This window comes from Rhizobium sp. CIAT894, from assembly GCF_000172795.2.
In the GTDB taxonomy this organism is placed as follows: domain Bacteria; phylum Pseudomonadota; class Alphaproteobacteria; order Rhizobiales; family Rhizobiaceae; genus Rhizobium.
Map to the genome: position 1 here is coordinate 3,934,520 of NZ_CP020947.1, position 15,820 is coordinate 3,950,339.

The window sequence follows — 15,820 nt, forward strand, 5'->3', positions numbered from 1 at the left end:
CTTCTCCCCAGCGAGGAGAAGGTGCCGGCAGGCGGATGAGGGGGCTACCAGCTCGAAACTCTCGGCCAGCAGCCCAAACTCACAGCGTACAAGACACACACCCCTGCACCTCGGTACCGGACAGCGCCATCTGGCGAAGGCGGATGTAGTAGATCGTCTTGATGCCCTTCTTCCAGGCGTAAATCTGCGCCTTGTTGATGTCACGTGTCGTCGCCGTATCGCGGAAGAACAGGGTGAGCGACAGGCCTTGGTCGACATGCCGGGTCGCCGCCGCATAGGTATCGATGATCTTCTCCGCCCCGATCTCGTAGGCGTCTTGATAATAATCGAGATTGTCGTTGGTGATGAACGGCGCCGGATAATAGACGCGGCCGATCTTGCCTTCCTTGCGGATCTCGATCTTCGAGACGATCGGATGGATCGAGGAGGTCGAGTGGTTGATGTAGGAGATCGAGCCCGTCGGCGGCACCGCCTGCAGGTTCTGGTTATAGAGGCCGGAGGTCATGACCGCCGTCTTCAACGCCGCCCAATCATCCTGTGTCGGAATATGGATTCCTGATTTGTCGAACAGCGCCTGCACCTTCTCGGTCGCCGGCTTCCATTCCGTTTCGATATATTTGTCGAAATAGTCGCCGGAGGCATATTTTGAATTTTCGAAGCCCTTGAAGCTCTGGCCCCGCTCGACCGCCAGCAGGTTCGAGGCGCGGATCGCGTGATAGGTCACCGTATAGAAATAGATATTGGTGAAATCGACGCCTTCCTCCGACCCATAGAAGATGCGCTCGCGGGCGAGATAGCCGTGCAGGTTCATCTGGCCGAGCCCGATCGCATGGCTTTCGTCATTGCCCTTCTCGATCGACGGAACCGAGGCGATATGGCTCATATCGGAGACCGCCGTCAGCGCCCGGATCGAAGTCTCGATCGTCTTGCCGAAATCGGTGGAATCCATGGCCGCGGCGATATTCAGCGAGCCGAGATTGCAGGAAATATCCTTTCCGAGGTGCTTGTAAGAGAGGTCGTCATTGTAGTCGCTCGCCTCGCTCACCTGCAGGATCTCCGAGCAGAGATTGCTCATCGAGATGCGACCCGCAACCGGGTTTGCCCGGTTCACCGTGTCCTCGAACATGATGTAGGGATAGCCGCTCTCGAACTGGATCTCGGCGAGCACCTGGAAGAATTCACGCGCCTTGATCTTCTTCTTCGAGATGCGGGCGTCCGCCACCATCTCCCGGTACTTTTCCGTCACCGAAATCTCGGTGAAGGGCACGCCGTAGACACGCTCCACGTCATAGGGCGAGAACAGGTACATGTCCTCATTATTCCTGGCGAGTTCGAAGCTGATGTCAGGCACGACGACGCCGAGCGACAGCGTCTTGATGCGGATCTTCTCATCGGCATTTTCCCGCTTGGTATCGAGGAAACGCATGATGTCGGGGTGATGGGCGTTAAGATAGACGGCACCCGCACCCTGGCGCGCGCCGAGCTGGTTGGCATAGGAGAAACTGTCTTCCAAGAGTTTCATCACCGGAATAATGCCTGACGACTGGTTCTCGATCTGTTTGATCGGCGCGCCGGCCTCGCGGATGTTCGTCAGCGACAGCGCCACGCCGCCGCCGCGCTTCGACAATTGCAACGCCGAATTGATCGACCGGCCGATCGATTCCATATTATCCTCGACCCGCAGCAGGAAGCAGGAAACCAGTTCACCGCGCTGTTTCTTGCCGGCATTGAGGAAGGTCGGCGTCGCCGGCTGGAAACGGCCGGAAATGATCTCGTCGACCATATCGCGGGCAAGGGCTTCGTCGCCCCGCGCCAAGGTCAGCGCCACCATGCAGATACGGTCTTCGTAGCGCTCGAGATAGCGCTTCCCGTCGAATGTCTTCAGCGTGTAGCTGGTGTAATATTTGAAAGCGCCGAGGAAGGTCGGGAACCGGAATTTCCTGGCATAGGCCTGGTCGAACAGGTCGCGGACGAAATTGAAGGAATACTGGTCGAGAACCTCCTGCTCGTAATAACCTTCGGTCACGAGGTAATCGAGCTTTTCCCGGAGATTGTGAAAGAACACGGTGTTCTGGTTCACATGCTGCAGGAAATACTGCTTCGCCGCCATGCGGTCCTTGTCGAGCTGGATCCTGCCCTCGTCGTCATAGAGGTTCAGCATCGCGTTCAGCGCGTGATAGTCGAGCGTTTCCGCCGCTTTCAAAGGGCGTTCGCCGGCGGGATGAGCAAAAGTGTTATGCGGTTTTGCGCCCACATCCCGCGTCAGAGTTGTTCCCGTGTCCAAAATCGTTCCATTCCGTGTTTGACGTTGGCGACATCCTCGGCCGTGCCCATGAGCTCGAACCTGTAGAGGTAGGGCACCTGGCATTTGCGCGAAATCACGTCGCCGGCGAGCCCGTATGTCTCGCCGAAATTGCTGTTGCCCGCGGCAATCACGCCCCGGATGCGTCCTCGATTCTCCGCATCGTTCAAGAAACGGATCACCTGCTTGGGAACGGCACCCTTGCCACCGTCGCCGCTATAGGTCGGTACGATGAGAACGAAGGGTTCGCCGATATGGAACGCCTCTGCGCCGCTAGAAGGAATGCGCACCGCGTGCATCCCGAGCTTGGCGACGAATCGATGGGTGTTCTCCGATCGGCTGGAATAATAGACGATCAGCCCCATCGCCGTTTTCCGGTCAGGAGAGCGCGCTGATCATGTCGGGACGGAAACCCGCCCAATGCCGCTCGCCGGCAATGACGACGGGCGCCTGCATGTAGCCAAGGCTGCGGACGCGATCGAGCGCTTCGGCATCCTGCGAGATATCGACGATATCGTAATCAACGCCCAGGCGGTCGAGGGCGCGATAAGTGGCGGTGCATTGGACGCAAGCAGGTTTGCTATAGACGGTAACGCTCATCATCTTCCTCGTGATGTCAAAGAATTCAGGACGCAATACTGGGATCGGGCGCCTTGCGACGTCCGGGGCAACGCTTGATGCTGATCTGGCAAAGTCGGCGGTTTAAACGCCCGATACGATCCCTTTCGGGATTTGCGCGGACGGCGGCCTTGATGTTGTGGACATGACTTCAACCCCGAACTGCTCATGCGGACGTTCGGGGCAGAGCAACAGTCGCGGATCCTTCCGCTTCATGCGCGCGACCTTCCGGACACCCCGCCCGTGGACATCTCGTTCAAGGCAGGTCTCCTGGCTTGCGGGTCGAAGCACCCTGCCCCAGCCTTCCCAAGGCATCATGCCTCAGTGACCTGAAATCGGACAGTTGCTCGCCGCTCACAGTTGCGGGGGCAGCTCCGGCCTTGTTGCGCCGTCATGGCGAAACGCACCGTATTCCCGTCTTAGCCCGCGATCCTGACGAATCGAAGGAACCTTGAACACTAGATATAGTATCTGAATCAAAAATCGCGTCAACGGGTGGTTTGCGCATCGCGTTACGGCAGGTTTGAAATCGCTGCGTTCCTGTGAAAAACATGGATAATAAAGGCTTAAACAAAACGAACTGTGGAGAAGGCCGTGATGAGCAGGCCAGCCTGGTCGGCTCCCAGGCTGCTGACAAACCACAGCAAAACCCTTGACGTCATCCCAGGCCTTGTGCCGAGGATCTACGCACGATCAATTAAGTATTTGAAAATAAACGTTTTCCCGTCAGGAAATTACCGTAGTTAGATGCTCGGCACACGGCCGAGCATGAAGGAGGAGACTTTGTCGGCAAACCGAGAGCCGGCCTGACTGAGGATCGGCTCCGCTATTTTCAATTCTCGATCAGGCCCGAACCGGCAGCAGTCTTCACGCCGCCACCGGAAAAACATTCATCCCTTTACGCGAAGCAGCCTGAGCGCGTTGATCGTCACCAGCACGGTGGCGCCGGTATCGGCGAGAATCGCCGGCCAGAGCCCGGTAATGCCGGCGATCGTCGTCACCAGGAACACCCCCTTCAGCCCGAGCGCGATGGTGATATTCTGCAGGATGTTGCGCATCGTGCGTTTGGACAGTTCGATCATCCGCGCCACATCGCCGACACGTCCATGCAGCACGGCGGCATCCGCCGTCTCCAGCGCCACATCGGTGCCGCCGCCCATGGCGATGCCGATATCGGCAGCGGCCAGCGCCGGAGCGTCGTTGATGCCGTCGCCGACCTTGGCGACGATGAAGCCCTGGTGCTTCAATTCGCCGACGACTTGCTGCTTGTCCTCCGGCATCATCTCGCCACGCCAGTCGATGCCGAGCATGCCGGCAACCGCTGCCGCCGTCCGCCTGTTGTCGCCCGTCAGCATCATTGCCTTGACGCCGGCCGATTTCAGGGCGGTGAGCCCGGCCTGCGCATCCTCGCGCGGCTCGTCGCGCATGGCGATCAGGCCGGCCGCAACACCATCGACGAGCAGCACCGAGACACTCTTGCCTTCATCGTTCAAAACAGTAATGCGCGCATCCTTTTCGCCGTCGAGTGCTCCGCGCTCGCGGGCTGCGGACGGCGACAACAGGTCCAGCGTCTGACCGCCGGCCTTGCCGCTGACACCCTTGCCCGGCAGTGCTTCCAGTTCGAAGGCCGGCGGCACGGGAAGGCCGTCGGCCTTGGCGCGGTTGAGGATCGCCAGCGCCAAGGGGTGGCTGGAGCCCTGCTCCAGCACCGCCGCGCGCGACAAGATCTGCGCTTCGCTCAATCCGAAGGAAACGATGTCGGTCACTTGAGGCTTGCCTTCCGTCAGCGTGCCGGTCTTGTCGAAGGCGACCATCGTCACCTTGCCGAGCGTTTCCAGGACGGCGCCGCCCTTCATCAGCAGCCCGCGCCGCGCACCCGCCGAAAGCGAGGCGGCGATCGCCGCCGGCGTCGAAATGACGAGCGCGCAAGGGCAGCCGATCAGCAGGATGGCAAGGCCCTTATAGACCCATTCACTCCACAAACCGCCGAGCAGCAGCGGCGGCAAGACCGCAACAAGGGCTGCGACCACGACCACGCCGGGCGTGTAATAACGCGAGAACCGATCGATGAAACGTTCCGTCGGCGCCTTCGATTCCTGCGCCTCCTCCACCAGCTTGACGACGCGGGCAATGGTATTGTCGGCAGCGGCCGCCGTGACGCGAACCCTGAGCACCGCATCGCCATTCACCGTTCCGGCAAAAACGACGGCATCAATACCCTTGCGCACCGGCGTGCTCTCACCCGTTACCGGCGCCTCGTCGATCGCACTCTCGCCCGAGATGATAATGCCGTCGGCCGAGATGCGGTCGCCCGGACGCACCATGATGATGGCGCCGACAGCGAGACTTTCCGCCGGCACTTCCCGCGTCTGGCCATTGTCTTCGAGCAAGGCATTCTTCGGCACCAGCGTCGTCAGCGACTGGATGCTTTCGCGCGCCTTGCCGGCCGCCACGCCCTCCAGCAGCTCGCCGACGAGGAACAGGAATACGACGGTCGCCGCCTCCTCCCCCGCATTGATGATGACGGCGCCGACGGCGGCGATCGTCATCAGCATCTCGATCGAAAACGGCGTGCCGGAGAGAGCCGCCATGACCGCGCGCCGCGCGATCGGCACCAGGCCGACCAGCATGGCGATGATGAAGGCATAGGATCCGATCGCCGGCACCAGATGGCCGATCGCATAAGCGGCAATGAGCGCTGCACCCGAGAAGATCGTCAGCCGGCCCTTCTTGCTCTGCCACCAGGGACCGGTCGTCGGCCCATGGTCGTGTCCATGCAGACCTTCGATTTCCTTCTCGCCATGGTCATGATCGTGACCTGCGTGATCATGGCCGGCATGTTCGTGATCATGGCCGGTATGATCATGACCTGCGTGATCGTCATGGTCGTGGTCGTGATGATCGTGCGAACCATGGTCCCGCGCCGACGCTGCGCTTCCGGTAAAAGGCGAGACCGTGTAACCGAGCCCCGTCACCTTCTTCTCGATCGCCTTGAGGTCGCTGCTGCCGTCATGGCGGACGGTCATCGTGCCCGCCATCACTGAGACGGAAACATCGGCGACACCCGCCACGCGTCTCACCGCCGTATCGATCTTGGTCGCACAGGAGGCGCAATCCATGCCGCCGACCCGGTATCGTGTCTCGTTCGTCTCAGCCATAATCCGCTTCCTTGCCAAACAGAAGCATCCCTCCTACATCCTCTAGCGACTAGAGGTGCAAGAGAAAAATCATGAAAAAGATCACGATTGGTGAGGCCGCTCGTCAGAGCGGCGTCAAAGTGCCGACGGTGCGTTATTACGAGAGCATCGGCCTGCTTGCCGCGCCGAGCCGCAGCGAAGGCAACCAGCGCTCCTTCGAGCCCGCCGATATCAACCGCCTCGCCTTCATCCGCCATGCCCGCGAGCTCGGCTTCGAGATCGAGGCGATCCGCACGCTGCTCACCCTGCAGGATGATCCGCACCAATCCTGCGCCTCGGCCGATGCCATCGCCAAGGCCCGCCTCGTCGAGGTCGAGCAGCGCATCCGCAGCCTGATGGCGCTGAAGGCCGAGCTGGAAACCATGGTGGAAGGCTGCGGCCATGGCCGCGTCGACCAATGCCGCGTCATCGAGGTTCTCGCCGATCACGGCCAGTGCACGCATTCGCACCACTGACGAACTGACGGCCTTGCAGGCAACGCGCGCCCGCGCCAAAACTGCAGCAGAAAGAATCGGGCAAAGACATCGATGAACCAGAAGCGAATTGCCATCATCGGCGGCGGTCCGGCGGGCCTTGCGGCCGCCGAACTGCTTTCGCTTTCCGGTCATGCCGTGACGGTCTACGACGCGATGCCGACCTTCGCCCGCAAGTTTCTGCTGGCCGGCAAATCAGGTCTGAACATCACCCATTCCGAGGATTATGCCCGTTTCGTCACGCGCTTCGGCGCCGCCGCCAGCCGTCTGCGCCCGGCTCTCGATGCCTTTACCCCTGCCGATATCAGGGATTGGGCCGCAGAGCTCGGGACGGAAACTTTCGTCGGCTCGTCCGGGCGGGTCTTTCCGACGGTGATGAAAGCCTCTCCCTTGCTGCGCGCCTGGCTCAGGCGATTGGAGGTGCAGGGCGCCACGCTGCGCAGCCGCCACCGCTGGATCGGTTTTACCGATGAGGGCTATGTTTTCGAAACCCCCGAAGGACGCAGCATCGTAGATTGCGACGCCGCCCTGCTGGCGCTCGGCGGCGCAAGCTGGCCGCGCCTCGGCTCCGATGGACGCTGGCTGCCGTGGTTATCGGAGAAGGGTGTCGAGATTGACGCCTTCCAGCCCGCCAATTGCGGCTTCGTCGTCGGGTGGAGCCAAAACTTCAGCGAGCGTTTCGCCGGCGAGCCGGTGAAGTCGGTCGCAGCCACATCCGAGGCCGGCACCTTTCCCGGCGAATTCGTCATCACCGCAAGCGGCATCGAGGGCAGCCTGATTTACGCCCATGCCGCCGCACTGCGCGATCGGCTGCAAAACCATGGCCGCGCCATCCTGACGCTCGACCTCGCACCAGGACGGACAGTTGAACGACTGACAAGCGACCTGGTGCGGCAGGACGCCAAATCGAGCTTTTCGAACCGCTTGCGCAAGGGCGCCGGCCTCGACGGCGTCAAGACGGCGTTGCTGCGGGAGTTCGCTCCCGAGCGCGACCGCACCGACCCTCGACGTCTCGCCGGCATGATCAAGGCCCTGCCGGTGCCCGTTCTCGAAACCCGGCCGATCGCCGAGGCGATTTCCTCGGCCGGCGGCATCCGCTGGAGCGGCGTCGACGACCACTTCATGCTGAAGGCGCTGCCGGGCATCTTCGTCGCCGGCGAGATGCTCGACTGGGAGGCGCCGACCGGCGGTTACCTCCTCACCGCCTGCCTTGCGACCGGCCGGGCGGCCGCGCGCGGCATCGAAGCCTGGCTGTTGCGGTAGACGTCGTGATCCTGAACCGGATCTAGATCAATGAAGTGGAGCACAATATCGTGTGACGATCGCTGACACTTTCAGCATCACGCCCGGATTGCCGAGGGCGAAGGCAGGATGGCCGCCGAGGCAGGCAATTTGCAAACCGGCCTCTTTTCCATCAGACTATGCTGAAGTTCCGTGGGAGGAGCAGATGCACGAACAGTCAGCGCATGCGGAGCATGTCTACACCTCTGCGCAACGGAATTCCGCCGCCGCGAGTTCTCCGATCGTCGCGTCGTGGCGGCGGTGCATGACCATGCATCGTCTCGCGCCCGAGGACGAGCGTGCGCCGCTACGCCTCACCGATCAGGAATTTCACCACACTCGCCAACGGTCGGAACAACTGATTGCCGGTGCGAGCGAGGAACTCGACCGCCTCTTCACGACCGTCGGCAGAGCCGGCTGCTGTATTCTTCTGACGGACAGGAACGGCATTGCCTTGGAGCGCCGGGGCTCCGCCGGCGACGACAAGGACTTCCACGCTCTCGGCCTCTGGACCGGGTCGGTATGGACCGAGGCGAGCATCGGCACCAACGGCATCGGTACGGCGCTTGCCGACGAGCGCGCTGTGGCCATCTTCCGGGACCAGCATTTCTTCTGCTCGAATATCCGGCTGAGCTGCACGACGGCGCCGATCCGGGATCATCGCGGCGAACTCACAGCGGCCCTCGACATCTCCACGTGCCGCGAAGACGTCAGCGAGATGACGCTTGCGATCCTCACGCAGGCCGTGCGCGACGCGGCGATACGCATCGAGCTCAATCTTTTCCGTTCAGCCTTTGCCGGCGCTCGTTTTCTGATGGTCCCCACAAGCACCAATTCCACGGCCGCCTTGCTTGCCGTCGACAGGCACGACCTCGTGCTTGGCGCCACCCGCGCCGCCCGCATCGCGCTGCAATTGGACGACAAGCGTATTGCCGCCGGCATCCCGGCCGCCGATGCCCTGCAAGAGGCGAGCATTTCGCAGCAGGAAGAAATGGTGGAAGCGGAAAAGGCGGCACTGCTGCGTGCTCTGTCACGCACCAGCGGCAACGTTTCGCAAGCGGCCATCGCCCTAGGGATCAGCCGCGCGACGCTTCACCGGAAGATGAAAAAGTTCGGCCTGCATTAGGCAAGGCTCCAGCAGTTCCATGGATGCAGCAATCAAGATGTGCCCCTGTCGCATGTCTGCGACAGTGTGCACTGCGGTATCGAAGACCTCCCCTGTTCCCTTCGCCAAAACACGCACATTTTCCTCCCACCGGTTCGCTTGGGAACCTGGATCATCAAGGGAGGATGACATGCTTCATCAGAAAGTCGTCGAGTCGCCGTTCAAGCTCAAATACGGCAACTATATCGGCGGCGAATGGCGCGAGCCGGTCGAAGGCAAATACTTCGAAAACCTGACGCCCGTTACCGGCGGCAAGCTCTGCGACATTCCCCGCTCCAGTGAAAAGGACATCAATCTGGCGCTCGATGCCGCCCATGCGGCCAAGGACAAATGGGGCCGCACTTCGGCTGCCGAGCGCTCCAATATCCTCATGAAGATCGCCCAGCGCATGGAAGACAAGCTGGAATTGCTCGCCCAGGCCGAGACCTGGGACAACGGCAAGCCCATCCGCGAAACCATGGCGGCCGACATTCCGCTGGCGATCGACCATTTCCGCTACTTCGCCTCCTGCATCCGCGCCCAGGAAGGTTCGATCGGCGAGATCGATCACGATACGATCGCCTATCACTTCCACGAACCGCTCGGCGTCGTCGGCCAGATCATTCCCTGGAACTTCCCGATCCTGATGGCCACCTGGAAACTTGCTCCGGCGCTTGCCGCCGGCAACTGCGTCGTCTTGAAGCCTGCCGAGCAGACGCCGGCCTCGATCCTGCTCTGGGCCGAACTGGTCGGCGATCTCCTGCCGCCCGGCGTGCTCAACATCGTCAACGGCTTCGGCATCGAGGCCGGCAAGCCGCTGGCGACCAGCCCCCGCATCGCCAAGATCGCCTTCACCGGCGAGACGACGACCGGCCGGCTGATCATGCAATATGCCAGCCAGAACCTCATTCCGGTGACGCTGGAACTCGGCGGCAAATCGCCCAACATCTTCTTCGCCGATGTGATGACCGAGGATGACGACTTCCTCGACAAGGCGCTCGAAGGTTTTGCGATGTTTGCCTTGAACCAGGGCGAAGTCTGCACTTGCCCGAGCCGCGCCCTCGTCCAGGAATCGATCTATGACCGCTTCATGGAAAAGGCGGTCAAACGTGTCGAGGCGATCAAGCAGGGCAATCCGCTCGACAGCGCGACGATGATCGGCGCCCAGGCCTCGACCGAGCAGCTGGAAAAGATCCTCGCCTATCTCGACATCGGTAAGCAGGAAGGCGCCGAGGTTCTGGCCGGCGGCTCCCGCAACGATCTCGGCGGCGATCTGGCGAACGGCTACTACGTCAAGCCGACGATCTTCAAGGGTCACAACAAGATGCGGGTGTTCCAGGAGGAGATCTTCGGGCCGGTTGTTGCGGTCACGACCTTCAAGACCGAAAAGGAAGCGCTCGAAATCGCCAATGACACGCTCTACGGTCTCGGCGCCGGTGTCTGGAGCCGCGACGCCAATCGCTGCTACCGTTTCGGCCGCGAGATCCAGGCCGGCCGCGTCTGGACCAACTGCTACCATGCCTACCCCGCCCATGCCGCCTTCGGCGGCTACAAGCAGTCCGGCATCGGCCGCGAAACCCACAAGATGATGCTCGAACACTACCAGCAGACCAAGAACATGCTGGTGAGCTACAGCCCGAAGGCGCTCGGTTTCTTCTGAGATGCTCCCGCATGATGGGAGAGGGTCAAACCCCTCCCCAACCCCTCCCCACAAGGGGGAGGGGCTTAACCCGCTGAACCGCCTCGCTCTGGAACTCACATATCTCCTTGCTGAAACGTCATTGAGGAAAGTTGCCGGTGCGGCAGCTTAGCCCCTCCCCCTTGTGGGGAGGGGTTGGGGAGGGGACTTCTTCTCCCCGAAACTTTGGAGGAAGACCGATGGAAACCACCGTCAACGGCGAACCGCGTGTTCTCGCAACCGACGCGGCCCTCGACCTGATCACGGAGATCAGGCGCGATCATCCCGATATCCTCTTCCACCAGTCCGGCGGCTGCTGCGACGGTTCTTCACCCATGTGTTATCCCACCAGTGAATTCATGGTCGGCGACAGCGACGTCAAACTCGGCGAGATCGGTAGCGTGCCGGTCTATATCAGCGCCAGCCAGTTCGAGGCATGGAAACATACGCAGTTGATCATCGATGTCGTGCCCGGCCGCGGCGGCATGTTCTCGCTCGATAACGGCCGCGAGAAACGCTTCCTCACCCGCTCCCGCCTCTTTACCGGCGGCGAGGCCTGCGCCGTCCCTGATGTGACGTCCCGCATATAGTTTAGAGATGTCTCGCCTTGTCTCGGCAGCGGGCGTACGCTACCGAAAGCATATATGCGACATCCCTCAACAGCGGCACCGTCAGGAGATTGATTGTGATGAACGAGCAGAAAGCCGTGATCGTCACGGGAGCCGGCGGCAATCTCGGCAGCGCCGTCGTCCGCGAGCTTGCTGCGGGCGGCGCCAAACTCGTCTGCATGAACCGTTCGAGCCAGGAGCTGGAAGCCTTGGCCGGCGATCTTCCCGCCTCCACGGAATTTCTGTCGATCGCGGGGACGGATCTCACCGATTATGCCTCCTGCGCCGCCGCCGTGGCCCGGGCGGTCAAGCGCTTCGGCGGCGTCGGCGCATTGGTCAACACCGTCGGCGGCTTCCAGATGGGACCGGTCGGCCCGGAGGCCCCCGCCCAATGGGACACGATGATGACCGCCAACGCCCGCACTGCGCTGACGATCAGCGCTGCGGTACTGCCGACCATGAAGGCATCGGGCTACGGCCGCATCGTTCATGTCGCCGCCGCACCCGGCCTGAAGGCCGGCCCCAACCAGGCCGCTTACGCCGCCTCGAAAGCCGCGGTCATCCGGCTGACGGAAGCGCTTGCCGCCGAATGCCGCGACGACCGCATCACCGCCAATTGCATTCTGCCCGGGACGATCGACACGCCTGAAAATCGCGCCGCCATGCCCAATGCGAAGACGGACGGCTGGGTATCGCCGCAATCGATCGCGCGGCTCATCGCCTTCCTGATTTCGCCGGCCGCAGCCGTCGTCACCGGTGCGGCGATCCCGGCGACGGGCCGCGAATAATCCAAGGCGGGGCCTGACCGACGGCCTCGATGTTCACGGAACCTCGCGAGGATGAAACGACCTCAAAGTTTTGGCCGGCGACATACGATCTGACTTGAGCTTCTGTTCGCCTTGAGGCAGCCTCATCTCTGCTTGGCTCAGATGGCGGGCGGGAGGCAGCGGGCGGACATGATGGGGTTGATGATCGCACGGCATTTGCCGGAAAACGGGCGGGGCCGATGACGGACGGTCCCGCATTGCGCGCGGTCAGCGCCACCAGCCTGGTGCGCGAGGAATGGTTCCTGGGCGTCAGCATCGCGACGAGCCTGGTCTTTCTTGCTTTCCAGGAGCAGCTCTTCGCGCAGCTTTCCGATCCGCTTTGGTTCACTGTCGTTTTCGGCTGGCTGTTTGCCGTGGTGCTCGGTTCCGCTCTGTCGGTCGTGCGGCACGCAGACCACTTGGCGGAGCGGTTGAAGGAGCCTTACGGCACGCTCATTCTGACGCTTGCCATCACCTCGATCGAGGTCATGGCCATATCAGCCGTCATGCTTCACGGCGAAAACAACCCCACGCTTGCCCGCGACACGCTGTTTGCCGTGGTCATGATCATCCTGAACGGCATGGTCGGCCTGTCCTTGCTGCTCGGCGCCTGGCGGCGACCGGAACAGCAGCACAACCTGCAGGGCGCCAACGCCTATCTCGGCGTGATCGTGCCGCTGGCGACCTTGAGCCTGGTCATGCCGACATTTCTTGCAGGCCCGGACGGACAGCATCCCTCGGCAGCGAGACAAATGGTATTGGGCGTAATATCGGTCGGTCTTTACGCGACGTTTCTGTCTCTCCAGGCTGGCCGCCATCACGATTATTTCACCACCGATCGCAACCGCGATCAGCATCCCGGCGAACACGCTCCCACTCGCGGGCAGCTCTGGCCCCATACCGTTCTGCTCTTCGCCTATATGGGTCCGGTCGTCTTTCTGGTCGAGCAGCTTGCACGGCCGATCGACTACATTATCGAAACCCTGCATGCGCCGACCGCTTTCGGCGGCGTTGTCATGGCCATCCTTGTCGCGACGCCCGAGGCGGTCAGCGCCGTGCGCGCATCCATCGCCGATAATCTTCAGCGTTCCGTCAATATCTTTTTGGGTTCGGTCTTATCGACGATCGGGCTGACGGTGCCGGCGATGCTGGTGGTTAGCCGTCTTTACGGGCACCCGGTCACCCTCGGCCTGGAGCACGGCGATCTGGTGATGCTCCTGCTCACTCTCGCCGTCAGCATCATCACCTTTGCCAGCGGCCGCACGCATCTGATGCAGGGTGCCGTCCACCTGGTGCTTTTCCTGGCTTACGTGCTGCTCATTTTCCAGCAATGATGTCCGCCGGCGCAAGAACAGAAAAGTAAAGAGTTCCACGCTCCCTTGGTCTTCCGCTATGATGACGGCAGCTATTGCACCGCTTGCAGGCATTATATCGCTTGCGGGATAGACGTGACGATACGGAGACCGGACTTGAGTTCACTGTTGCTTGGCGGGCTTGTATTTGTTTTTCTGTCGGCGGCGACATCGCTGGGAATGGTGGTGCGCGGCCGTTTGCCGGATCATCATCTCAGCTCGGAATCCAAGGACGTCATCAGGCTGGCGACAGCGGTGGTGGGGACGCTGTCTGCCTTGGCGCTCGGCCTGCTGATCGCATCCGCCAAATCGACCTACGACAATGCCGAGGTGGAGATGAGGACGGCGGCAGCGCGGGTCCTGCTGCTGGACCGCGTCATGGCGCAATACGGCCCGGAAACCGGCGATGCGCGTCGGCTGCTGCGCCAGCTCATCGAAAGACGGCTGAGCCGCGGCTGGACCGCCGAAACCACCGACGAGGCATCCGGCAAGGCGCTCGGAGAATATCAGGATATCGAGGCGGTTCAGGGCGACCTTCGATCCTTGTCGCCGAAGGATGCCGTCCAGCACTTTCTCCAGACGCGCGCGCTCGATGTCAGCGGCATGGTGGCTGAGACCCACTGGCTGCTGGTCGAATCCGGCAGTGAGGGCTTGCCCTGGGCGTTCCTCGCCGTTCTCGTCTGTTGGCTGTCCCTGCTTTTTGCCACCTTCGGGCTGCAGGCGCCGCCCAACCCGACGGTGATGTCAATTCTCTTCGTCTGCGCGCTCTCCGTCGCCGGTGCGGTGTTCCTGGTTTCGGATATGGCCAATCCGTATGTCGGACTGGTCCGCGTGTCGGACGCCCCCTTGGAATCGGCCCTGGAACGGCTCGGGAAACCGTAACCGCGGTGCCCGCTCCAGCTCTTCCGGCCTCGGCAGTTCAATTGTGCACCAAGGGCTATTGCAATTTTGAGCAATGCCGCGACATAATATCGCACGACTTGAACTTCGGCAGGCCGATTGGGGGCCGCCGTCGAGGCACGCATGAAGACGACAGCGCCACGCGTCGTTCAGAGGCGCAAGGGACGTTGTCGCATTTTTTGAATTGCCTGCATATTTCCTTCAGTCGATCCCGATTGAAGGAAATATGCAGTGGGCTCTTGACCTGTCGAGGCGGCGGCAATGCGTGGGAGATTGCATCAGGGTCTGCGACTGTTTTTGACATTGGCCGGCATGGCAATTTTTGCCGGCTGCGAGGAGAGCGGCAACACCTATGTTCCCCCTCCGCCGCCCGCGGTTCGGGTCGCCCAGCCGGTGCAGCAGCCGGTGACGCTCTATTTCGAACTCACGGGCAATACGGCGCCGCTCAATGCCGTCGATATCGAGGCGCGCGTCCAGGGCTATATCCAGTCCATCGATTACCAGGACGGGATGATGGTGAAGAAGGGCACCAAGCTCTTCGGCATCGAGCGCGATACCTACCAGGCGCAACTGGATCAGGCGAAGGCATCGCTCGCCTCGCAGCAGGCCTCCCAGGTCGGCGCAAAGCAGGAATATGACCGACAGCTCAATCTCATGAAGCAGGAGGTCACCACCCAGACCGCGGTCGACAGCGCCAAGGCGACGCTCGACGAGGCGAATGCGGCCATCCTCAACGCCCAGGCCAATGTCGAACTCGCGACGATCAATCTCGGCTATACGGAGGTGCTCGCTCCTTTCGACGGCATCGTCACGGATCACCTCGTCGATATCGGCACGCTGGTCGGCGTGTCGGGCCCCACCAAACTCGCCAGCATCGTCCAGACCGATCCGCTTTACGCCTATTTCAACGTCAGCGAAACGCAGGTGCTGATGATCAAGGAAACCCTGGCAAAGCAGGGACATACCTTCAGGCAGACGGACCTGCCGAGCATACCGGCGGAGATCGGTCTGCAGACGGAAGAAGGTTACCCCCACAAGGGACATCTCGATTACGTATCGCCTCAGCTCGACGCCTCCACGGGCACGCTCCAGGTCCGTGCCCTGTTCGACAACAAGGATCACGCCATGCTGCCCGGTCTCTTCGTGCGCGTTCGGGTGCCGGTCGGCCATAACGACAAGGCGCTGCTGGTGCGCGACGATACGATCGGAACAAACCAGCTCGGCAGCTACGTGCTCGTTCTCGGCAAGGATGATGTCGTCGAGCAGAAGCAGGTCAAGACCGGCCAGCGTGAAGGTGCGCTCCGGGTCATCCAATCCGGCCTCGATCCGGCTGACTGGGTGGTGACCCAAGGGATTCAGCAGGCCATTCCCGGCAGCAAGGTCACGCCGGAAAAAATCGAAATGAACCCGGCGGTTGGCGCCGCCGGCGATGCCAAGGCCAACACCACCACGCAATGAATT

The 15,820-nt window shown here is 61.7% G+C and carries 13 protein-coding genes and 1 riboswitch; of the genes, 9 read left to right on the forward strand and 4 right to left on the reverse strand.

All coding sequences use genetic code 11. The annotated features are described in order from the left end of the window. Positions 1-79 precede the first annotated feature (79 nt). The 4 genes from nrdE to RHEC894_RS19345 all read right to left on the reverse strand — a co-directional run bounded on the left by nrdE (position 80) and on the right by RHEC894_RS19345 (position 6,078). Positions 80-2,284, reverse strand: coding sequence for a class 1b ribonucleoside-diphosphate reductase subunit alpha (nrdE, locus tag RHEC894_RS19330; RefSeq protein ID WP_089152720.1), 2,205 nt, complete (start codon positions 2,282-2,284; stop codon positions 80-82). Continuing rightward, a complete protein-coding gene (gene nrdI, locus RHEC894_RS19335; RefSeq protein WP_085738485.1) occupies positions 2,263-2,667 on the reverse strand; it encodes a class Ib ribonucleoside-diphosphate reductase assembly flavoprotein NrdI in 405 nt (134 codons plus the stop codon). Before nrdI ends, nrdE begins: the two co-directional genes overlap by 22 nt. A 13-nt stretch (positions 2,668-2,680) precedes the next feature. Further along, on the reverse strand, positions 2,681-2,902 hold the full coding sequence (nrdH, locus tag RHEC894_RS19340) for a glutaredoxin-like protein NrdH (protein WP_010068756.1): 222 nt from the start codon (positions 2,900-2,902) through the stop codon (positions 2,681-2,683). 260 nt (positions 2,903-3,162) lie between these two features. Next, positions 3,163-3,389: riboswitch (cobalamin riboswitch) on the reverse strand. A gap of 421 nt (positions 3,390-3,810) precedes the next feature. After that, a complete protein-coding gene (locus RHEC894_RS19345) occupies positions 3,811-6,078 on the reverse strand; it encodes a heavy metal translocating P-type ATPase (RefSeq protein WP_085738486.1) in 2,268 nt (755 codons plus the stop codon). A gap of 71 nt (positions 6,079-6,149) precedes the next feature. Between RHEC894_RS19345 and RHEC894_RS19350 the strand changes: the two genes are divergently transcribed. The 9 genes from RHEC894_RS19350 (at position 6,150) to RHEC894_RS19390 (ending at position 15,817) form a co-directional block, all read left to right on the forward strand. Beyond that, positions 6,150-6,572: a helix-turn-helix domain-containing protein gene (locus RHEC894_RS19350; RefSeq protein ID WP_010065049.1), complete on the forward strand. Its 423-nt coding sequence runs from the start codon at positions 6,150-6,152 to the stop codon at positions 6,570-6,572. Between the two features lie 72 nt (positions 6,573-6,644). Beyond that, positions 6,645-7,853, forward strand: a complete 1,209-nt coding sequence (locus RHEC894_RS19355) for a TIGR03862 family flavoprotein (protein WP_085738487.1) — start codon at positions 6,645-6,647, stop codon at positions 7,851-7,853. A 184-nt stretch (positions 7,854-8,037) separates the two neighbouring features. Further along, positions 8,038-8,997 (forward strand): helix-turn-helix domain-containing protein, encoded by a 960-nt coding sequence (locus RHEC894_RS19360; RefSeq protein WP_085738488.1) that lies wholly within the window; start codon positions 8,038-8,040, stop codon positions 8,995-8,997. A 169-nt stretch (positions 8,998-9,166) separates the two neighbouring features. Continuing rightward, on the forward strand, positions 9,167-10,675 hold the full coding sequence (gene adh / locus RHEC894_RS19365) for an aldehyde dehydrogenase (protein WP_085738489.1): 1,509 nt from the start codon (positions 9,167-9,169) through the stop codon (positions 10,673-10,675). 218 nt (positions 10,676-10,893) lie between these two features. Beyond that, a complete protein-coding gene (locus RHEC894_RS19370; RefSeq protein ID WP_010066247.1) occupies positions 10,894-11,283 on the forward strand; it encodes a DUF779 domain-containing protein in 390 nt (129 codons plus the stop codon). A 98-nt stretch (positions 11,284-11,381) separates the two neighbouring features. Beyond that, positions 11,382-12,089, forward strand: a complete 708-nt coding sequence (locus RHEC894_RS19375) for an SDR family NAD(P)-dependent oxidoreductase (protein WP_085738490.1) — start codon at positions 11,382-11,384, stop codon at positions 12,087-12,089. 218 nt (positions 12,090-12,307) lie between these two features. Beyond that, the gene (locus RHEC894_RS19380; protein WP_010068609.1) at positions 12,308-13,441 is read left to right on the forward strand and encodes a putative cation/proton antiporter; all 1,134 of its coding nucleotides are present in this window, start codon (positions 12,308-12,310) and stop codon (positions 13,439-13,441) included. A gap of 135 nt (positions 13,442-13,576) precedes the next feature. Next, positions 13,577-14,341: a DUF4239 domain-containing protein gene (locus RHEC894_RS19385; RefSeq protein WP_206427878.1), complete on the forward strand. Its 765-nt coding sequence runs from the start codon at positions 13,577-13,579 to the stop codon at positions 14,339-14,341. A gap of 279 nt (positions 14,342-14,620) precedes the next feature. Continuing rightward, positions 14,621-15,817, forward strand: a complete 1,197-nt coding sequence (locus RHEC894_RS19390; RefSeq protein WP_085738492.1) for an efflux RND transporter periplasmic adaptor subunit — start codon at positions 14,621-14,623, stop codon at positions 15,815-15,817. The last annotated feature ends 3 nt before the right edge of the window (positions 15,818-15,820 follow it).